We start from the raw sequence: 23,298 nt of genomic DNA, 5'->3' as shown, positions 1-23,298 counted from the left end.
GATCTTATGCAGCCTACTTCTGCCAACGTGGCGGACGATGAGTCCGTGCCTGTCGAGACATTTGCGCTGACTGCCGCCCAACGGGATATCTGGCTGGACCAATTGAGCCGCGGAGATTCGCCGCTGTACAACATTGGCGGTTACGTGGAGCTGACCGGGCCACTGGATCCGGCATTGCTGCAATCGGCGCTTGAGTGTCTGGTGGAAGCGAATGATGCCTTGCGCATTGTTCTGCGATCGGACGTGGGTCGCGACGGGCTGCCGTTGCAAGGGTTTGCGCAGGCGCTGCCGGTGGCCATGCCGCTGTTTGATCTCAGCGGGCAAGCCGATCCACAGGCGGCGGCCCGGGCGCTGGTTGAAGCACAGATGGCGCAGGCCTTTGTGTTGAGCGGGCACGCGTTGTTCCGCTTCAGTCTGATTCGCCTCGATCGCCATCGTCACTGGCTGGCAGCCCAGGCCCATCACTTGATCATCGATGGCTGGGCGTTCGCGCTGCTGTTCAAGTCGGTGGGCGAGATCTACAGCACGTTTTGCCGTGGCGAGCGCCCGCGCATGGCGACACCGTCCTATGTCGACTTTATCGAAGATGACGCGCGCTACCATCAATCACCTCGCTATGAGCGCGACCAACGCTACTGGCTGGACAAGTACCGCAGTATTCCCGAACCCTTGTTGACCCCTCGTCATCGCGAACCCCTCGACGCTGAAGCGGCGCCCGCTCGGATCCACGTCAAGGCATTTCCAGCGCTGTTGCACGAACGCATGAAAGACACCGCGCGGCCACTGGGCGGCTCGGCGTTTCATGTCTTGCTGGCGGCGCTGCATGTGTATTTCAGTCGTACCGCCCAACGTGATGAATGGGTGATCGGTTTGCCGATTCTCAATCGCTCCGGTGCCCGCTTCAAAAGCACCTTGGGCTTGTTCACCCAGGTCAGTGCAATGCGCATGGGCTTTGGGCGAGCGCTGTCATTCGCTGAATTGATCAAGGCGATCGGCGCTGACCTGAAGCAGGATTTCCGCCATCAACGCTACCCGCTGAGCGAGATGAACCGCGCGCTGGGCCTGTTGCGCGAAGACCGTACGCAACTGTTCGAGCTGTCGCTGTCCTACGAACAGGACGACCATGACTACCGTTACGGTGAGGCTTCGGGACACTCGGTCAAGGTCTCCAACCAGCACGAGGCGACTCCGCTGGCCATTCACCTGCGCAGCAACCGTTACACCGACAAGGCTTGGTTGCATCTGGTGTATTCACCGGCCTATTTCACGGCTGACGAGATCGCGGCGTTGACTGAACGCTTGCTGCTAATTCTGCAGCAAGGCCTGGAATGCCCGGCGCTGGCGATCGCCGATTTCAACCTCAATAGCCCGGCAGAACTGGCCCGGCTCAATGAGTGGAACGACACCCGGGTCAGTTATCCGCAAGGCCGACTGATTCATCAGCGCTTCGAATCGCGAGTGGCCGAAGAGCCGGACGCGGTGGTCGCGACGTATCAGGGACGAACCCTTACTTATGCCGAGCTGAATCGGCAAGCCAATGCGTTGGCCCACCATCTGATCGGCCTCGGCGTGCTTCCTGACGATCGTGTGGCAATCGTTGCACGCCGTGGCCTGGACACGCTGGTCGGGCTGTTGGCGATTCTCAAGGCTGGTGCTGCTTATGTGCCGATTGATCCGGCGCATCCGCCCGAGCGCCTGAGTTACTTGCTCAGCGACAGTGCTCCGGTGGCGCTGCTGACGCAAAGCGATCTGCGTGATCGTCTGCCCGCCACAACGCTGCCGGTGATCGACCTGGATCGGCGCGAGTGGCCGCTCGACAACTTGACCGATCCCGACGTGACGGGGTTGAACACCCACCACCTCGCCTATGTGATTTACACCTCTGGCTCCACCGGGTTGCCCAAAGGCGTGATGGTCGAGCACCGCACGCTGGGCAATCTGGTCGACTGGCACTGTGCGGCGTTTGGACTTGGCCCCGGGCAGCATACCTCAAGCCTGGCTGGCTTCGGTTTTGACGCAATGGCCTGGGAGGTTTGGCCGGCGCTGTGTGCCGGGGCAACGCTGAATTTTGCACCCGCGAGCGAAGGCAGCGAAGACATCGATGCGCTGCTTGCCTGGTGGCGTGCGCAGCCGCTGGATGTCAGCTTTCTGCCGACGCCGATTGCCGAATACGCCTTCAGCCAAAAACTCGATCATCCGACCTTGCGCACCTTGCTGATTGGCGGCGATCGTCTGCGCCAGTTCAGCCGAGCGCAAGGTTTTGCGGTGGTCAACAACTACGGCCCGACCGAAGCCACGGTGGTCGCCACCTCGGGGCTGATCAGCCCGGGGCAGGCGTTGCACATCGGCAAACCCGTGAGCAATGCCACGGCTTATCTGCTCGATGATCAGCAGCGTCCGGTGCCGATCGGCATCATTGGCGAGCTGTATGTTGGCGGCGCCGGGGTTGCCCGGGGTTATCTGAACCGTCCGGACCTGACGGCCGAACGCTTTCTCGACGACCCGTTCAGTGCGCAGCCTGATGCGCGCATGTACCGCACCGGCGACCTCGCGCGGTGGCGCGCCGACGGCAATCTTGAGTACATCGGTCGCAACGATGACCAGGTGAAAGTTCGTGGGGTGCGTGTCGAGCTCGGCGAGATCGAAGCCGCACTGGCCAGCCATGACGCGGTGCAGGAAGCCGTGGTGCTGGTGCGCGACGGTCAACTGTTGGCATGGTTCACCGAGCGTGAAGCGCTGGACATCCTGCAACTGCACGTGCACCTGACATCGCGCTTGCCGGCCACGATGCTGCCGGCCGCTTACATGCGCCTGGCGAGTTTGCCGCTGACCGCCAACGGCAAGCTCGATCGCCAGGCGTTGCCGGCACCGGGGCCGGACGCGCTGATCCGCCGTCAATACGAGGCGCCACAAGGTGACGTCGAAATCGCTCTCGCCCAGATCTGGGCCGAGGTCTTGCAAGTCGACCGGGTAGGGCGTCACGACCATTTCTTCGAGCTGGGCGGCCACTCCTTGTTGGCCGTGGGCCTGATCGAACGCATGCGCCAGATTGGCATGAGCAGCGATGTTCGCGTGCTGTTCAACCAACCGACACTGGCGGCGTTAGCGGCGGCAGAGGGCAGCGGCCGCGAAGTCGAGGTGCCGGCTAACCGCATTGCGCCCGATTGCACGTACATCACGCCGGACCTGTTGCCATTGGTTGAACTGGATCAGGCGATGATCGAGCGTATCGTCGCGACCGTGCCGGGCGGTGCCGCCAATGTGCAGGATATCTACCCGTTGGCACCGTTGCAGGAAGGCATTCTCTATCACCACATCACCGCTGCGCAGGGCGATCCGTATTTGCTGCAATCGCTGCTGGCGTTCGACAGCCTCGAGCGGGTCGAGGCCTTTGCCGCTGCGCTGCGTCAGGTCATGGCGCGGCACGACATTCTGCGTACGGCGGTGGTTTGGGAAGGGCTGACGTCGCCGGTTCAGGTCGTTTGGCGCGAGGCGATTTTGCCGGTGCAGGAGGTTGAATTTGATCCTGCCCGTGGCGCGATCATCGATCAATTGCACGAGCGTTTCGACGCGCGGCGTTATCGCCTCGATGTCAGTCAGGCGCCGCTGCTGCGCCTGATGTATGCCCGTGATCCCGCGCACAATCGGGTGGTCGGCATCTTGTTGTTCCATCACCTGGCGATGGATCACATTGCGCTGGAGGCGATGCGCGAAGAAATCCACGCCAGCCTGTCCGGGCACGGCGAACCGCTGGCAGCACCGGTGCCGTACCGCAACTATGTGGCGCAGACGCGCCTGGGTGTCAGCGAGCAGGAGCATGAAGCGTTCTTTCGGCAGATGCTCGGCGACATCGACGAGCCGACCTTGCCGTTCGCTTTGCTGAACGTGCAGGGCGACGGCAGCAACATCGAAGAAGCCGAGCAGGCGCTGGCCAGCGCTCTCTATCAGCGCCTGCAGCAGCAGGCGCGCCTGGCGGGCGTGAGCATCGCCAGCCTGATCCACCTCGCCTGGGCGCAAGTATTGGCGGCGACCTCCGCGCAGCAAAGTGTCGTATTTGGCACGGTGTTGATGGGCCGCATGCAGGGTGGCGCGGGTGCCGACCGGGCGCTCGGGGTGTTCATCAACACCTTGCCGCTGCGGGTCGATGTCGGCGAGGGTGCGCGCGCAGCGCTGAAGTCCACCCATGCGCGCCTGAGCGCGTTGCTTGCCCATGAACACGCTTCGTTGGCGCTGGCCCAGCGTTGCAGCGGCGTTGCTGCGCCGGCACCGCTGTTCAGCGCCTTGCTCAACTATCGGCACAGCGATGATGTCGAGCAAAAAACCTCGCGGCAAACCTGGCAGGGCATCGAGACCCTGGCTAACGAGGAGCGGACCAATTACCCGTTTACCCTGAGTGTCGATGACCTCGGCACAGGCTTGCGCTTGACCACCCGCACCCTGTCGAGCATCGGCGCACAGCGGATTTGCAGTTATGTGCAGTCAGCGCTGAGCGTGTTGGTCGAAGCGCTGGAGAACACGCCGCAGCGGCCGCTGAATAGCCTGCCGTTGTTACCGCAGGAAGAACTGCAACGGCTGCTGATCGAGTTCAACGATACGGCAGTCGACTGCCCGCTGGATCAGCCACTTCAGGCGCTGTTTGAACAACAGGTACAGCGCAAGCCGGATGCCATCGCCGTGCAGTTCGCCGAGCAACGCCTGAGCTATCGCGAGTTGAACGAGCAGGCCAACCGCCTGGCCCATTATCTGCGCGGGCTCGGCGTGCAACCGGATTCGCGGGTCGCGATCTGCGTCGAGCGCGGGCCTGAACTGGTGATCGGTCTGTTGGGCATTCTCAAGGCCGGCGGTGCTTATGTGCCGCTCGATCCGGATTATCCGCAGCAACGGCTCAACTACATGTTGCAGGACAGCGCTCCGGTCGCGCTGCTGGTGCATGCCGCAACGCGTGATTTGCTCGGCGAACCCGGCGTGCCACTGATCGATCTCGATCTCGGTGTATGGCGGGACCAACCGCACGAGAATCCGCAGGTGCCCGGTCTCGTCGCGGCGAATCTGGCCTACATGATCTACACCTCCGGCTCCACCGGCACGCCGAAAGGCGTGATGATCGAGCACCGCAGCGCCTGCAACATGGTGCATTGGGGTTCGCAGTTGTCGCCGCCGACTGAACACGGGGCGTTGCTGCAAAAGGCCCCGTACAGTTTCGACAGTTCGGTGTGGGAGATCTTCTGGCCACTGTGCTCGGGCATGCGCCTGGTCCTGGCGCGAGCCGATGGCAATCGCGATTCGGCGTATGTCACGCAAGTGATTCGTGAGCAAAACATAACCGTGGTCAAGTTCGTGCCGGCCTTGTTGCAGCAGTTCCTCGAACAGGACGATGTCAGCCAGTGCACCAGCCTGACCGATGTGCTCAACGGTGGCGGCGAGTTGACCGTCGCGCTGGCCCGGCAAGTGCGCGAGCGCCTGCCGTGGGTGCGCCTGCACAACGTCTACGGGCCGACCGAAACCACGGTCGACAGCAGTGGCTGGACGCTGCAACCCGGCGAGCCGGTGCCGCAGACACTGGTACCGATCGGCAAGGCCCTGAGCAACACGCGGCTGTACGTCCTTGATGCCTTTGATCAGCCAGTGCCGTCAGGCGTCAGTGGGCATTTGCACATTGGCGGGGTGGGCGTGGCGCGGGGCTATCTGGGACTGCCGCAATTGCAGGCCGAACGCTTTATCGACAGTCCGTTCGTGCCTGGTGATCACTTGTATCGCACCGGTGATTTGGTGCGTTATGGCGCCGATGGCAACCTCGAATTCCTCGGTCGTAACGACTTTCAGGTCAAGCTGCGCGGGGTGCGTCTTGAGCTGGGCGAGATTGAAGCGCGCCTGCTGGAACACCCGGCCATTCGCGAGGCGGTGGTGCTGGTAAGCGATGAGCGGCTGGTGGCTTATTACACCCTGCGCGCCGAACTGGCTGCACCGACGCTGGAAGCATTGCGAGCGCATGTGTTGGCGCAGTTGCCGGAGTTCATGGTGCCTGGCGCCTACGTGAGGTTGGCGGCGTTGCCCTTGACGCCAAACGACAAAATCGACCGCAAGGCGTTGCCGGAGCCGGGGGCGGAGGCGCTGCTCAGTCGTCCTTACGAGGCCCCCGCAGGCGACGTGGAAACCGCGTTGGCGCAGATCTGGGCGCAGGTGCTCAAGGTCGAGCAGGTGGGCCGGCACGACAACTTCTTCGAGCTGGGCGGGCATTCGTTGCTGGCGGTCAGTCTGGTCGCGCGCATGCGTCTGGCTGGCCTGCATGTCGACGCGCGCACGCTGTTCAGCCAGCCGACACTGACCGCGCTGGCGGCACAGACCTCGCGGCAGGCGAAGCAGGTCGAAATCGCCCAGACCACCATCCCGAGCCTCAACCGCAAACGCCGGCTCTGATCGTCGGACACGAAACCTGTGGGAGCGAGCCTGCTCGCGAAAGCGCTGTGTCAGTCGCCATCAACATTGACTGAACCAACGCATTCGCGAGCAGGCTCGCTCCCACGGGGACTTGCGGTGCTCACGCTGGCAGCTTGTCCCCGCTTCCCATGTCAGACACCCACGCCCCGATGTTTTAGTTTTTCCAGGCTGCGCGCCGCCTGCATGGACTCGCTGCTGCGCGCTCATTTTTTTTCGAATTTACAGCAGGTTACCTCATGCATTTCAGCGAACTGATGGCTGCCATTTCCACCCGTGCGATCCGCCTTCAACAGGAAGATGAAGACCTGGTCATTCTGGGCAGCGACGACGCGCTGGATGACGCGTTGTGGGACAGCCTCGCGGCGCACAAGGCGCAACTGCTGGAGCTGGTCGCCCAACACGGCGGCGACTGGCTGAGCCCGGCCTTTCGCATCACCCCGGATATGCTGCCGCTGGTGCAACTGAATCAGGAAACCCTCGACCGCATCGTCGCCACGGTGCCGGGTGGCGCCGCCAACGTGCAGGACATCTATCCGTTGTCCGCGTTGCAGGAAGGCATGCTCTATCACCACCTCTCGGCCCCTGCCGGTGACCCTTACATCTCGCAGGCGCGCTTCGTATTCGACAGCCAGGAACGGCTGGACGCCTTCGCCGACGCGCTGCGCTGGGTGGTAAAACGTCACGACATCCTGCGCACCTCGTTCGTCTGGGAATATCTCGACGAAGCGCTGCAAGTGGTCTGGCGCGAGGCGCCGCTGGTGTGTGAGGAAGTCCCCGTCGACAGTGCCGCCGACGTGCTCACGCAACTGCTCGCACGCCACGACCCGCAACACTTCCGTCTCGACATGCAGCAAGCGCCTTTACTGCGCCTGGTGTATGCGCAGGATGCCGCGCAGGGCCGCGTGGTCGCGCTGTTGCTGTTTCATCACATGATCATGGATCACGTGGCGCTGGATGTGCTGCGCCGGGAAATTCAGGCCTGTCTGCTCGGGCAGACCGCGCAAGTGCCTGCCGCTGTGCCGTATCGCGATCACTTGGCCAGGGCACGCAAAGCCGGTAACGAGCAGGCGCAGGAAGCATTTTTCCGCGACATGCTCGCGGATATCGACGAGCCGACGCTGCCCTGTGGTTTGCAGGATGTGCAGGGCGATGGCCACGCCATCGAGGAAGCCTCGCTGATGCTCGACAGCCGCTTGAGCCGGCAGTTGCGCGAGCAGTCACGGCAGCTCGGCGTCAGCGTCGCGAGCCTGACGCATCTGGCCCTGGCGCGGGTGCTCGGGCAATTGTCCGGGCGCACGGCGGTGGTGTTCGGCACCGTGCTGCTGGGGCGGATGGACGCGGGCGAGGGCGGCGAGCAAGCGTTGGGCATGTTCATCAACACTTTGCCGCTGCGCGTTGATGTTGGCGAGCAAAGCGTGCGCGCCGGCGTGCTGGCGACCCATCGGCGCCTGACCGCGCTGCTGGCGCACGAGCAGGCTTCGCTAGCCCTGGCGCAACGCTGCAGCGCCGTTGCGGTGCCGACGCCGCTGTTCAGCGCGATCCTCAACTACCGACACAGCAGCGTTGAGGAAGTGGCGGAGGTGATCGACATCGCCCCCGGTGTGCAGGTGTTGGGTGCCCGCGAGCGCACCAACTATCCGCTGACCATCAACATCGATGACCTCGGCGCCGACTTGCGCATCACCGCGCTGGCGGATGCAGCGCTGGGGGCCGAGCGCATGGCCGCGTACCTGAACACGGCGCTGGAGAGTCTGCTCGCAGCCTTGCAAACCAGCGCCGATGTGCCGCTGCAAACGCTGCGCATCCTCCCGGCGAGCGAACGCGAACACTTGCTGTACGGCGTCAATTCGCCGCTGGCACAGTTCCCGGAAACCCTGTTGATTCACCAGCAATTCGAAACCCATGCCCAGGCCCAGCCTGAGGCCACGGCGCTGATATTCGACGGACAAACCCTCAGTTACGGCGAACTCAACCGGCGCGCCAACCAGGTGGCGCATCATCTGCTGGCCCTGAACATTCGTCCCGACGACCGCGTGGCGATCTGCGTTGAGCGTGGCGCGCCAATGATCATCGGCCTGCTTGGGGTGCTCAAGGCCGGCGCCGGTTACGTGCCGATCGATCCGGCCTATCCGCTCGACAGAATCAGCTTCACCTTGCAGGACAGCGCCCCGGCAGCGGTGCTGATGCAGGCGGCGACGCGCGAGCGCGTGGCCGCTCTCGAAGTGCCGCAGATCGACCTCGACAGCGCTCACCTCAAGGCCGAACTCGACAGCAATCCGCAGATCCCTGAGCTGACCCCGGCGCATCTGGCTTACGTGATCTACACCTCCGGTTCCACCGGTTTACCCAAAGGCGTGATGGTCGAGCACCGCAACGTGGCGCGGTTGTTTTCCGCCACCCACGATTGGTTCCAGTTCAACCCGCAAGACATCGGGGTGTTGTTCCATTCCTTCGCGTTCGACTTCTCGGTCTGGGAAATCTGGGCCGCGCTGGCGTTCGGCGGGCAATTGCTGCTGGTCCCGCAAGCCGTCAGCCGTTCGCCGGACGACTGCTATGCATTGCTCTGCCAGACCGGCGTGACCGTACTTAACCAGACGCCGAGCGCCTTCCGCCAACTGATCGCCGCGCAGGGCCGCAGTCAGCTGCAACACTCGTTACGGGAGGTGGTGTTCGGCGGCGAAGCGCTGGAGCCGGGCTTGCTCAAGCCGTGGTATGCGCGGGTCGGCAATGCCGGCACGCGGCTGGTGAACATGTACGGCATCACCGAAACCACCGTGCACGTGACCTATCGACCGCTGCAAGCCGCCGACGCGCAGTTGCTCGGCGTCAGCCCGATTGGCGTGCGTATTCCCGATCTGCAACTGTATATCCTCGATGCTCAGCGCGAACCGGTACCGGTCGGCGTGATTGGCGAGTTGTACGTCGGCGGGGCCGGGGTGGCGCGCGGTTATCTGAATCGTGAAGCATTGACTGCCGAGCGTTTTATCAATGATCCGTTCACTGAAAATGTCGATGCGCGGCTGTATAAAACCGGCGACCTCGCGCGCTGGGCCGCCGACGGCAGCCTCGAATACCTCGGTCGCAATGACGATCAAGTGAAAATTCGCGGCTTCCGCATTGAGTTGGGCGAGATCGAGGCGCGGCTGTCTACTTGCGAAGGCGTGCGCGAAGCCGTGGTAATCGCTCGTGAGGACAGCCCCGGCGATCAGCGTCTGGTCGCCTACTGGCTGGCCGACGCAGGCGCTGCGCCGGATGTGGCGCAATTGCGTGATCATCTGTTGGCGGGGTTGGCTGACTACATGGTGCCAAGCGCCTTCGTGCGCCTGGAAGCCTTCCCGCTGACCACCAACGGCAAGCTCGACCGCAAAGCCTTGCCGGCACCGGACAGCGATGCATTCGCGCGGCGCGGTTTCGAAGCGCCGGTCGGAGCGGTAGAGAATCTGATTGCTGGTCTCTGGCAGACATTGCTTGGTGTCGAGCAGGTCGGCCGCCATGACAATTTCTTCGAGCTCGGCGGTCATTCGCTGCTGGCAGTGAAGCTGATCGAACGCATGCGCCAACAGGATCTGCACTGTGACGTGCGCGTGCTGTTCGGTCAGCCGAGTGTGGCCGCGCTGGCGGCGACCTTGTGCAGCGAACGCGGCATCGTCGTTCCCGGCAACCTGATCGAGCCGGGTTGTACGCGCATCACCCCGGCCATGTTGCCGCTGACCAATCTCGATCAAGCCGCGATCGACCGTGTCGTTGCAACCGTGCCGGGCGACATCGCCAATGTGCAGGATATCTATGGCCTGGCGCCTTTGCAGGCGGGAATTCTCTATCACCATCTGGCCACCGCTGCCGGTGATCCGTATGTGTTGCAGGCGCAATTTGCCTTCGACGGTCTGGCGCAGATCAAAACCTTCGTTCGCGCCTTGAACGGCGTGATCGCGCGCCATGACATTCTGCGCACCGGCATCGTCTGGGAAGGGCTTGAAGAGGCGGTGCAAGTGGTCTGGCGCGAGGCGCCACTGGCGCTGGAACGCGTCGATGCTGACGAACTCGACGGCGACGTGCTCGAGCAGATGCAGGCGCGTTTCGATCCACGCCACTATCGTCTGGACCTCAATCGCGCGCCGCTGATGCGTTTTGTCTACACCGAAGATCAGCCGCACAAGCGCTGGATCGGCATTCTCCTGATGCACCATATCGTCCTCGACCACACCGCCCTCGACGTGCTGGTCGCGGAAATGAATGACGTCATGCTTGGTCGCAGCGAGCATCTGCCGCCGCCGGTGCAATACCGCCACTTTGTCGCCCAGGCGCGGCTCGGCGTTGATGATCAGGCCCATGAGGCGTTCTTCCGCGAGATGCTTGGCGATATCGACGAGCCGACCGTGGCCTTCGGTCTGCAGGACGTGCACGGCGACGGCAGCGACATTCTCGACAGTCATTCCGAGCTCGATGCCGACCTCGGTAAACGTCTGCGTGAGCAGGCGCGGCGGCTCGGTGTCAGTGTGGCCAGTCTGGTGCATCAGGCCTGGGCTCAGGTGTTGGCGCAGGTGTCCGGCCAGCAGGACGTGGTGTTCGGCACGGTATTGCTCGGGCGCATGCAGGGCGGCGAAGGCGCAGATCGGGCGTTGGGCATGTTCATCAACACCTTGCCGCTGCGCGTCAGCGTCGGGGCTGATTCGGTAGAGAGCGGCGTGCGGGGTACCCATGCACGTCTGGCGCAGTTGCTCGGCCATGAGCAGGCTTCGTTGGCGCTGGCCCAGCGTTGCAGTGGTGTCGCCGGGTCGCAGGCGCTGTTCAGCACCTTGCTCAACTACCGCCACAGTGCGCCGGAGTCGGCCGCTGTAACGTGGGACGGCGTGCAGATTCTCAGCTCCCGCGAGCGCAGTAACTATCCGTTGGTGGTCAGTGTCGACGACCTCGGCGACGGGTTCCGCCTGAACGTGCAAGCCGTGCCGCAAGTGGATGGCGCGCGGGTCTGCGATTTCTTGCAAACCGCGTTGCACAGCCTGGTCACGGCACTTGAGTACACGCCAACGGCGCCGTTGCAGCAACTGTCGATCGTGTCGCCGAGTGAGCGGCAGCGAGTGCTGGTCGGCTTCAACATCAGCGGTCGTGAATTCCCGCCGGCGCAGACCGTGCCGCGCCTGTTTGAAGCGCAAGTGGCGGCACATCCCGAAGCGCTGGCGGTGGTGCAGGGCGAGCAACGGCTCAGCTACCGTGAACTGAATCAGCGCGCCAATCGTCTCGCCCATCACTTGATCGGTCTCGGCGTGCAAGTCGATGACCGTGTTGCGCTGTGCCTGCGTCGCGGGCCGGACATGCTCGTCGCGCTGCTGGCGATTCTCAAGGCCGGCGCCGGTTACGTGCCGATCGATGCGGATTACCCGGCAGAGCGCATCGCCTACCTGTTGCAGGACAGCGACCCGATCGCGGTGCTGGCGCAGGCGTCGACGCGCGAGCTGCTTGGCGTTGTTCCCGTCATCGATCTGGATGCCGGCGACTGGCAGCACTTACCTGACACCAACCCAGTGCTGTCGAGGTTGACCCCGGCGAATCTGGCCTACGTGATCTACACCTCCGGTTCCACCGGGCAGCCGAAAGGCGTGATGGTCGAGCACCGCACCCTGGAAAACCTCGTGCACTGGCACGCCGAAGCCTTCGATCTGCATGCCGGCAGCCACACCGCCAGCGTCGCCGGTTGCGGTTTCGATGCCATGGCCTGGGAAGTCTGGCCGGCGTTGTGCGTTGGCGCGACCGTGCATCTGCCACTGTCTTCGATCAAAAACGAACATCTTGATGAACTGCTCGAATGGTGGCGCGCGCAGCCGTTGCAGGTGAGCTTTCTGCCAACCCCGGTGGCCGAATATGCCTTCAGTCGTGAATTGGGCCATCCGACCCTGCGCACATTGCTGATCGGTGGCGATAAATTGCGCCAGTTCCCGCGAGATCAGACGTTCGATGTGATCAACAACTATGGCCCGACCGAAGCCACGGTGGTGGCGACGTCCGGGCGCATCGAGCCCGGGCGGGTTTTGCACATTGGCCGGCCGATTGCCAATGCCAAAGTCTATTTGCTGGACCGTCAGCAACAACCAGTGCCGACCGGTGTACAAGGCGAGTTGTATGTAGGCGGCGCCGGGGTTGCGCGCGGCTATCTGAATCGTCCGGAACTGACCTCAGCACAATTCCTTGACGACCCGTTCAGCGATGAACCGCATGCGCGGATGTACCGCACCGGCGACCTCGCTCGCTGGCTGGCGGACGGCAATATCGAATACCTGGGGCGCAATGATGATCAGGTAAAACTGCGCGGCGTGCGTATAGAACTCGGGGAAATCGAAGCGGCGCTGAGCGCTCACGCCGCGGTGCGCGAATGCGTGGTGCTGGTGCGCGACGGCCGTCTGGTCGCCTGGTTTACCGCAATCGAGTCTGTCGAGATCGGCGATTTGCACCAGTATCTGCACGCGCGGCTGCCGGACACTTTGGTCCCGGCCGCTTACGTGCGACTGGACAGCCTGCCGCTCACGGCTCACGGCAAACTCGACCGCAAGGCCTTGCCCGAACCGGATCAGGACGCCTGGCTCAGCCGTGAATATGAAGCGCCACAAGGCCCGGTCGAAATGGCGCTGGCGCAGATATGGGCCGACGTACTCAACATCGAACAGATCGGCCGTCACGACAATTTCTTCGAACTCGGCGGCCATTCGCTGTTGGCGGTGAGCCTGATCGAACGCATGCGTCAGGCCGGTTTAAGCGCCGATGTGCGCGTGCTGTTCAACCAACCGAGCCTGGCCGCGCTGGCGCGGGCCTTGGGCAGTGGCCGGGAAATCGATGTGCCGGCAAATCTGATTGCGGCCGATTGCACACACATCACGCCCGACATGCTGACCCTGACCACACTCGATCAGGCCAGCATCGATCGTATCGTCGCGACGGTGCCGGGCGGTGCTGCGAATGTGCAGGATATCTATCCGCTGGCACCGTTGCAGGAAGGCATTCTTTATCACCACCTCAGTGCCGAACAGGGCGATCCGTACCTGCTGCAATCGCGTCTGGCCTTCGACAGTCTTGAACGTTTGCACAGCTTCGCCGAGCACTTGCAGCAGGTCATCGCCCGTCACGACATTCTGCGCACCAGCGTGGTCTGGCAAGGCTTGCCGAGCCCGCAGCAAGTAGTCTGGCGGCAGGCGCAGATGGTCGTCCAGCAGGTGCTGCTGAATGCGCAGGACGGCGACATTCTCGAACAGCTGCACGCGCGTTTCGATGCCCGGCATTTCCGCCTCGACCTGAGCGTTGCGCCGCTGATCCGCATGGTCTACGCCGAGGATCCGGCGCAACAGCAAGTGGTCGCCATCGTGCTGTTCCATCACTCGATTCTCGACCACACCGCCATGGACGTGATCGGCCGGGAAATGCACGCGTTGATGTTCGATCAGCTCGACACACTGACGCCGCCGATGCCGTACCGCAATTACGTAGCGCAGGCACGCCTCGGCGCCGATGAGCAGGAACATGAGGCGTTCTTCCGCGAGATGCTCGGCGACATCGACGAGCCGACTTTGCCCTTCGGTCTGCAGGATGTTCAGGGCGACGGGCGTGGTATCGAAGAAGCGCTGCAAGCGGTCGATGCCGCGCTCAATCGTCGCCTGCGCGAACAGGCCCGGCAGTTGGGCGTCAGCCCGGCGAGCCTGATGCACATGGCCTGGGCGCAAGTGTTGGGCGTCGTTTCCGGCCGTCGCGACGTGGTCTTCGGCACCGTGTTGATGGGGCGTATGCAGGGCGGTGAGGGCGCCGACCGCACGTTGGGGGTTTTTATCAATACCCTTCCGCTGCGGGTGGGTCTCGCTGAGAGCGTGCGCGCCGGGGTGAAAACCACCCACGCGCGGCTGACGGCGCTGCTCGCTCATGAACACGCGTCACTGGCGCTGGCTCAACGCTGCAGCGGCACGCCGGGTTCTGCGCCGCTGTTCAGCGCCTTGCTCAATTACCGGCACAGCGCCGCCGCACAACAGCCGCGCGACGGCCAGGGGATCTGGCAAGGCGTGCGCATGCTCGGTGGCGAGGAGCGCAGCAACTATCCGCTGACCCTGTCGGTGGATGATCTGGGCGACGGTTTTGCCTTGGACGTGCTGGCGCTCGCCGAGATCGGTGCGCAGCGGATCTGCAGTTACATGCACACCGCACTGGAGCAACTGGTGCAAGCGCTGGAGCAGCAGCCCCAGACGCCACTCGATCAGCTACCGATTCTGTCGCTGCCGGAGCAGGCGCGACTGCTGGTCGATTTCAATCGGAGTGCCGTCGCGTTTCGCCGTGGCGCAACCCTTCATGCGCTGGTCGAGGCTCAGGCGGCACAACGGGCGGATGCGCTGGCGGTGGTGCAGGGCGGGCAAGCGTTGACCTATGGCCAGCTCAATCAACGCGCCAACCGCCTGGCCCACCATCTGCTCAGCCTTGGCGTGCAGCCTGACGACCGCATCGCCGTGTGCGTGCGGCGCAGCCCGCAGATGCTGGTGGCGCTGCTGGCGATCCTCAAGTCCGGCGCCGGTTATGTGCCGGTCGACCCCACCTACCCGGCGGAACGCATTGCCTACCTGCTGGAGGACAGCGCTCCATTGGCGGTTCTGGCCGAGGCCTCGACGCGTGATTTGCTCGGTGCTGCGCGCGTGATCGATCTCGATCGCCTTGACTGGGCGCATCTGCCGGACAGCAATCCGCAGGTGCCGATGCTGACCCCGGCGCATCTGGCCTACGTGATCTACACCTCGGGCTCCACCGGCCAGCCGAAAGGCGTGATGGTCGAACACGCAACGCTGGAAAACCTCGTGCACTGGCACAACGGCGCCTTTGACCTGCACGCGGGCAGCCACACGTCGAGTGTCGCCGGGTTTGGTTTCGATGCCATGGCGTGGGAGGTCTGGCCAGCGCTGTGCATCGGCGCGACCGTGCATCTGCCACCGCAATCGGTGAGCAACGAGCACCTCGACGAATTGCTGGCGTGGTGGCGCGCGCAGCCGTTGCAGGTGAGTTTCCTGCCCACGCCTGTCGCCGAATACGCCTTCAGTCGTGACCTCGGCCACCCGACCTTGCGCACGTTGCTGATCGGTGGCGACAAATTGCGCCAGTTCCCGCGTCAGCAGACGTTCGCGGTGATCAACAACTACGGCCCGACCGAAGCCACGGTGGTTGCCACCTGCGGCGCGGTCGAGGCCGGGCAGGTGCTGCATATCGGTCGGCCGATGGCCAACGCGAAGATTTACCTGCTCGATGACCAGCAGCGCCCCGTACCGGTTGGCGTTGCTGGCGAGTTGTATGTCGGCGGTGCCGGCGTGGCGCGCGGTTATCTGCATCGCCCCGAGCTGACTGCCGAACGCTTTCTCGACGACCCGTTCAGCGATGAACCGCAGGCGCGCATGTACCGCACCGGCGACCTCGCGCGCTGGCTGGCTGACGGCAACGTCGAATACCTGGGGCGCAACGATGATCAGGTCAAACTGCGCGGCGTGCGCATCGAATTGGGCGAAATCGAAGCGGCGTTGAGCGCTCACGAAGCCGTGCAGGATTGCGTGGTGCTGGTACGCGACGGCCAGTTGCTGGCTTGGTTTACCGAACGCCTGAACGTCGAGATCGAGGATTTGCGCAGTCATTTGCAAGCACAGTTGCCGCAAGCCCTGGTGCCTGCCGCTTACGTGCGCCTGCAAGCACTGCCGCTGACCGCCAACGGCAAACTCGATCGCAAGGCGTTGCCAGAACCGGATCAAATGGCGTGGCTGAGCCGCGAATATGCCGCGCCACAAGGTTCGGTGGAAATCGCCTTGGCGCAGATCTGGTCGGACGTCCTCAAGGTCGAACAGATCGGCCGTCACGACAACTTCTTCGAACTGGGCGGGCATTCATTACTGGCGGTGACGCTGATCGAGCGCATGCGTCAGGTCGATCTGAGCACCGACGTGCGTGTGCTGTTCAGCCAACCGACCCTGGCCGCGCTGGCGGCGGCGGTGGGCAGTGGCCGCGAGGTCGCCGTGCCGGACAATCTGATTCCTGCCGATTGCACGCACATCACTGCGGACATGCTGACGCTGGTGCAACTGGATCAGGCCAGTATCGAGCGCATCGTCGCCACGGTGCCGGGCGGCGCGGCCAATGTGCAGGATATTTATCCGCTGGCACCGTTGCAGGAAGGGATTCTGTATCACCACCTCAGCGCCGCGCAGGGCGATCCGTACCTGCTGCAATCGTGTCTGGCGTTCGACAGTATTGAACGGTTTCAACGGTTCGCGGCGGCGTTGCGTCAGGTTATGACGCGCCACGATATCCTGCGCACTTCGGTGGTCTGGCAAGGCTTGGCGGCGCCGGTGCAAGTGGTCTGGCGCCGTGCGGAGTTGCCGGTTCAAGCTGTGGCGCTGGAGCCCGCGCAGGGCGAAGCCATCGATCAACTACGTGCGCGCTTCGATGCGCGGCACTGGCGTCTGGACCTCGACCAGGCACCGCTGTTGCGCCTGGTGTATGCCCTCGACCCGGACAATCAGCGCGTCGTCGCCATGCTGTTGTTCCACCACATCGCCATGGACCACACCGCGTTGGCGGTGGTCAGCGCAGAAATGCAGGCGATTTTGCACGGTGATGAGCGACTACCTGTGCCCGCCGTGCCATACCGCAACTATGTGGCGCAGACCCGCCTCGGCGTTAGCGAACAAGAGCACGAAGTGTTCTTCCGCGAGATGCTCGGTGACATCGACGAACCGACGCTGCCATTCGGTTTGCAGGACGTGCACGGCGACGGGAATGACATCGAGGAAGTCTGCCAAGCGCTGCCTGCCACGGTGGCGCAGCGTTTGCGCAGCCAGGCGCGCTTGCTCGGCGTCAGTGTCGCCAGTCTGTTCCATCTCGCCTGGGCGCGGGTACTGGCGGCAACGTCCGGTCAGGAACGGGTGGTCTTTGGGACGGTGCTGCTGGGCCGCATGCAGGGCGGCGCGGGCGCAGATCGCGGGCTGGGCATGTTCATCAACACCTTGCCATTGCGCGTGGATGTCGACGAAACCGATGTGCGCGCCGGGGTCAAGGCGACCCATGCGCGGCTCAGTGCGCTGTTGGCTCACGAACATGCTTCGCTGGCATTGGCCCAGCGTTGCAGCGGTGTCGCGGCACCGTCACCACTGTTTAGCGCGATGCTCAATTACCGCCATAGCGACAGCGAAGCTCAGCAAACTACCAAGCGCGAGGCCTGGCAGGGCATCGAATCCCTGGCCGGCGAGGAGCGCACCAATTACCCGTTGACCCTCAACGTCGATGATCTCGGCAGTGGTTTCGCACTGACGGTGATGACCCCTTCGCGCATCGGTGCAGCACGCCTCGGCCAGTACATGCACAACGCGCTGATCGCGCTGGTTGAAGCGTTGGAGCACACACCGCAACAACCGTTGAACTGCCTGACGGTGTTGCCGGACGAGGAGCGGCAGGCGTTGCTGTTCGGCCTCAATGCCACCGACGTCGATTACGACTTGCAGCAGACGCTGCACGGCTTGTTTGAAGCGCAGGTGCAGCGTACGCCACAGGCTGTGGCCGTTGTCGCCGGCGACCAGGCATTGAGCTACACGCAGTTGAACGAACGCGCCAACCGCTTGGCCCGGCACCTGCTCAGCCTTGGCGTACAGGTTGATTCACGGGTGGCAATCTGCGTCGAGCGCAGCCTGGAAATGGTCATCGGCCTGCTGGCGATCAACAAGGCCGGCGCCGCTTATGTGCCGCTGGACCCAGCCTATCCGGCGGAGCGTCTGGCCTACATGCTCGAGGACAGCGCGCCGGCCGTGGTGCTGGTGCACGGGGCGACCCGCACGCTATTGGGAGAGTTCTCGGCACCGGTAATCGACCTCGACCAGAACACCTGGCAATCCCTGCCTGCCGACAATCCGCAAATCCCGACGTTGACACCACAGCACAGCGCGTACGTGATCTACACCTCCGGCTCCACCGGCCAACCGAAAGGCGTGGTCAACGAACATGCCGGGGTGGTCAACCGCTTGTTGTGGATGCAGGACGCCTATCGCCTGACCGCTGCCGATTCGGTATTGCAGAAAACCCCATTCAGTTTTGACGTCTCGGTGTGGGAGTTCTTCTGGCCGCTGATGACCGGCGCGCGCCTGGTCATGGCGCGGCCCGACGGACACAAGGATCCGCAATACCTCACTGAAGTGATCGAAACCGAAAACATCACCACGCTGCACTTTGTGCCGTCGATGCTCGATGTGTTCCTCGCCAATAGCGACACCACACGCTGCGACAGCGTGCGGCAGGTAATGTGCAGCGGCGAGGCGTTGCCGGGCCGTGTGGTGCGGCGTTTCAAACTGCAATTGCCGGGCAGCGCGTTGCATAACCTGTACGGCCCGACCGAAGCCGCCGTCGATGTCACCGCGTGGGACTGCGCGGGAACGATCGAGCAGACCCCGGACAACACGCCAATTGGCAAACCGATCGCCAACACCCGCATGTACATCCTTGATGCGCAACAGCAACCCGTGCCGCAAGGCGTGATCGGCGAGCTGTACATCGCTGGCGTGCAGGTGGCGCGCGGTTATCTGAACCGACCTGAGCTGAGTGCCGAGCGCTTCCTCAACGATCCGTTCCAGGCCAACGGGCGGATGTATCGCACCGGTGACGTCGCCCGCTATCTGGCGGACGGCAACATCGAATACCTGGGGCGTAACGATGATCAGGTGAAGATCCGCGGTCTGCGTATTGAGCTGGGCGAAATCCAGGCGCGCCTGGCCCAGATCAAAGGTGTGCAGGAAGCCGTGGTGGTGGCTCGCGAAGACGTGCCCGGCGACAAACGTCTGGTCGCGTATTACACCGGCGAACGGCTGGAAATCGACCTGCTGCGCAGTCAACTGCTCGAGCATTTGCCGGATTACATGGTGCCTACGGTGTTTGTGCATCTCGATAGTTTGCCGCTGAGCCCCAACGGCAAGCTCGACCGCAAGGCGCTGCCGGCGCCGGATCAGCAATCGCTGAAAACCCGCGAATACGAAGCCCCGGTTGGCGACGTCGAAATCACCCTGGCACGGCTCTGGGCCGAGCTGCTTAACGTCGAGCGGGTAGGGCGTCACGACCATTTCTTTGAACTGGGTGGTCACTCATTACTGGCGGTCAGTCTGATCGGCCGGTTACGTCAGGAAGGCATGGAAGCCGATGTCAGGGGGTTGTTCGAACAACCGACCCTGGCCGGCTACGCCGCAATTACGGAAAGAATGGAGATCGTCCTGTGAATGTGCTCGAACTGTTGGCAACCCTGAAGACAAAAGACATTCAGTTGGCGGTGACCGATGAGCAATTGCGCGTCAACGGCAACAAACAGGCGTTGAGCGATCCGGCGCTGCTGGCCGCGCTGCGCGAGCACAAACCGGCGCTGATCGAACTGATCAAGGCCGGCCAATACTCGGCCACCCGCGTCGGCCAGATTGACGTTCCGGCCAACGGCATTCTCCCCGGCACCACGCACATCACGCCAGCGATGGTGACCCTGGTTGACGTGGATCAGGCGACCCTCGACCGCTTGCTCGCCGAGGTACCAGGCGGCGCCGCCAATGTGCAGGACATCTACCCACTGGCACCGTTGCAGGAAGGCATTCTCTATCACCACGCGAGCAACGAGCAGGGCGATCCGTACGTCATGCAGTCGTACTTTGCGTTCAGCAGCCGCGAGCGTCTGCAGGACTTCGCTCAAGCCTTGCAAAAGGTCATCGATCGCCACGACATCTTGCGCACGGCGGTGCATTGGGAAGGGCTGGACGTGCCGCTGCAAGTGGTCTGGCGTCAGGCACCGTTGCCGATGGAAGAGATCGTGCTGGCAGACGGCGCAAGTGATGCGCTGCAGCAACTGCACGAGCGTTTCGATGCGCGGCATTTCCGTCTGGACGTCCGGTGCGCGCCGATGATGCGTCTGGCCTACGCGTGGGATGAGGACGGTCAGCGCGTGGTCGCGACGTTGTTGTTCCATCACATGGCGCTGGACCACTCGGCGCTCGACGTGGTGCGTCACGAACTGCTCGCCTGCCTCACTGGCCAGGCTCAATCGCTCGGCCGGCCGGTGCCGTTTCGCAATTACGTGGCGCAGGCGCGGCTGGGCATCAGCGAAGCTGAGCACGAGGTTTTTTTCCGCGACATGCTCGCTGACATAGCCGAGCCGACGCTGCCCTACGGTTTGCAGGATGTGCAGGGCGACGGCCTCGGTATCGCTGAGCTGAGCCTGCCGGTCAATCCGTTGCTCGGCCAGCGTCTGCGCGCACAGGCGCGGCAGCTCGGCGTGAGTGTCGCGAGCCTGTTTCATCTGGGTTGGGCGCAGGTACTGGCGGTGCTCACCGGCAAACAAAACGTAGTGTTCGGTACGGTGCTGATGGGCCGTATGCAAGGCGCCGAAGCCACCGAGCGGGCGCTGGGAATTTTCATCAACACCTTGCCGTTGCGGGTCGATGTCGATGCACAAGGCGTGCGTGCGGCGGTGGAGGCGACGCACAAACGCCTGACCACGCTGATGCGCCACGAACACGCACCACTGGCACTCGCCCAGCGTTGCAGCGGCGTGGTCGCGCCGACGCCGTTGTTCAGTGCCTTGCTCAATTACCGCCACAGCCACAACGCGGCGACGGCGAGTGCCGAGACCCTGGCGGCCTGGGAAGGCATCAGCACGATCAGCTCCGAAGAACGCACCAACTATCCGCTGACCCTGAGCGTCGACGATTTCGGCGATACCTTCAGCCTGACCTTGCTGGCCACCACCGAGGTCGATCCACAGCGCATCTGCGATTACTTGCACTGCTCCCTGGAAAGTCTGGTGCTGGCGCTGGAGCAGGCGCCGGACACCGCGCTCAACCAGTTGCCGATTCTGCCAGCGGCCGAGCGCGAACAGGTTTTGCTGGCGTTCAATGCCAGTCACGCCGATTTCCCCGCGACGTTGAACATTGCCCAGCGTTTCGAGGCCCAAGTGGCGCAGCGGCCAGAAGCTGTGGCAGCACAGTTCTTGGGTGAGCAACTGAGCTATGCCGAACTCAACCGGCATGCTAATGCCTTGGCTCATCATCTGATCGCACTGGGTGTGAAACCCGATGATCGCGTCGCCATTGTCGCCCGCCGAGGCCTCGATACGCTGGTCGGGCTGGTCGCCATTCTCAAGGCCGGTGCCGGTTATGTACCGATCGACCCGGCGCACCCGGCTGAGCGTCTGCACTACTTGCTCAGCGACAGCGCCCCCGTTGCAGTGCTGACCCAAAATAATCTGCGGGAGCGCTTGCCGACGCTGGCGGTGCCGGTGATCGATCTTGACCCGCGCACCTGGCCGCTGAGCGAGACCCTTGATCCGCAGGTGCCGGGCCTGACCGCCGCGCAACTGGCCTACGTGATCTACACCTCCGGCTCCACCGGCCTGCCCAAAGGCGTGATGGTCGAACACCGCACCTTGTCGAATCTGGTCGACTGGCATTGCACAGCGTTTGATCTGTGCGCCGGTCGCCACACTTCAAGCCTTGCCGGGTTCGGTTTCGACGCCATGGCCTGGGAAGTCTGGCCGGCGCTGTGTGCCGGCGCGACCCTGCACTTGGCACCGACTCAGGAAGGTACCGAGGATATCGATGCGCTGCTCGAGTGGTGGCGCGCGCAGCCACTGGACGTGAGTTTTCTGCCGACACCCGTCGCCGAATACGCCTTCAGCCAGAACCTCGAACACCCGACGTTGCGTACGCTGCTGATCGGTGGCGACCGCTTGCGCCAGTTCAGCCGCAATCAGCAGTTCGACGTGATCAACAACTACGGCCCGACCGAAGCCACCGTGGTTGCGACCTCTGGACGCATCGAGGCAGGCGATGCCTTGCACATCGGCAAACCGGTGACTAATGCCACGGTGTATCTGCTCGATGAACAGCAGCGTCCGGTGCCGATTGGCGTCATGGGCGAGTTGTATGTTGGCGGTGCCGGGGTCGCTCGCGGCTATTTGAACCGTGCCGACCTGAGCGCCGAGCGCTTCCTCCACGACCCGTTCCACCCCTTGTCGAATGCGCGCATGTATCGCACCGGCGATCTCGCACGCTGGCGTGCGGACGGCACGATCGAGTACCTGGGGCGTAACGACGATCAGGTGAAAATCCGTGGCGTGCGTATCGAACTCGGGGAGATCGAAACCCGCCTCAATCAGTTGCCCGGTATTCAGGAAGCCGTACTGCTGGCGCGTGAAGATGAGCCGGGCCAACCGCGACTGGTGGCGTATTTCACCGAGCAGAGCCAGGTCGAACCGTTGGCCGTGGCCGAGTTGCGCGCGCACCTGTTGACCCAGTTACCGGAGTACATGGTGCCGGTGGCCTTCGTCAGACTCGACGCGCTGCCGTTGACCGCCAATGGCAAGGTCGACCGCAAGGCCCTGCCGAAACCCGAGCGAGCGGCGCTGTTCACCCGCGAATACGAGGCGCCGCACAACGAACTGGAAAGCGCCTTGGCGCAGATCTGGGCGCAGGTGCTGCAAGTCGAGCGAGTCGGGCGTCAGGATCATTTTTTTGAACTCGGTGGTCACTCGCTGTTGGCCATGCGCATGGTGTCCCAGGTTCGCCAGCGTCTTGGTGTCGAGCTGGCGCTGGGCGATCTGTTTGCCAACGCCGAACTGGCAGCGGTTGCCGAGGCGGTGGCGCAAGCCGGGCGCAGCACGCAACCGGAGATTGTCGCGGTGGCTCGTGACGGCGCGTTGCCGCTGTCGTTCGCCCAGCAACGCTTGTGGTTTCTCGCACAAATGGAAGGCGCCAACACCGCGTACAACATTCCCATCGGCCTGCGCCTGCGTGGGCAACTGAATGAGCATGCCCTGCAACAAGCCTTGGCGCGTATCGTTGCGCG

At 63.4% G+C, this 23,298-nt stretch carries 3 protein-coding genes (1 of these 3 running past the window's edge); all 3 read left to right on the top strand.

Going from position 1 to position 23,298, the window contains the following annotated elements; translation table 11 throughout:
* Nucleotides 1-6: 6 nt before the first annotated feature.
* On the top strand, nt 7-6,417 hold the full coding sequence (locus tag CKW26_RS06065; protein WP_095047887.1) for a non-ribosomal peptide synthetase: 6,411 nt from the start codon (nt 7-9) through the stop codon (nt 6,415-6,417).
* A 257-nt stretch (nt 6,418-6,674) separates the two neighbouring features.
* The gene (locus CKW26_RS06060; protein WP_095047886.1) at nt 6,675-19,691 is read left to right on the top strand and encodes a non-ribosomal peptide synthetase; all 13,017 of its coding nucleotides are present in this window, start codon (nt 6,675-6,677) and stop codon (nt 19,689-19,691) included.
* Nucleotides 19,688-23,298, top strand: partial view of a non-ribosomal peptide synthase/polyketide synthase gene (locus CKW26_RS06055; protein ID WP_095047885.1) — the start only. Its footprint extends 14,233 nt past the window's final position; the window shows 3,611 of its 17,844 coding nt (coding positions 1-3,611); the start codon lies at nt 19,688-19,690; its stop codon lies beyond the right edge, outside the window. Before CKW26_RS06060 ends, CKW26_RS06055 begins: the two co-directional genes overlap by 4 nt.

It is taken from the genome of Pseudomonas sp. Irchel s3h9, from assembly GCF_900187475.1.
GTDB classification, from domain to species: domain Bacteria; phylum Pseudomonadota; class Gammaproteobacteria; order Pseudomonadales; family Pseudomonadaceae; genus Aquipseudomonas; species Aquipseudomonas neuropathica.
Note: the sequence above shows the minus strand (reverse complement) of the source record. Positions and strands in the feature narration are given on the sequence as shown.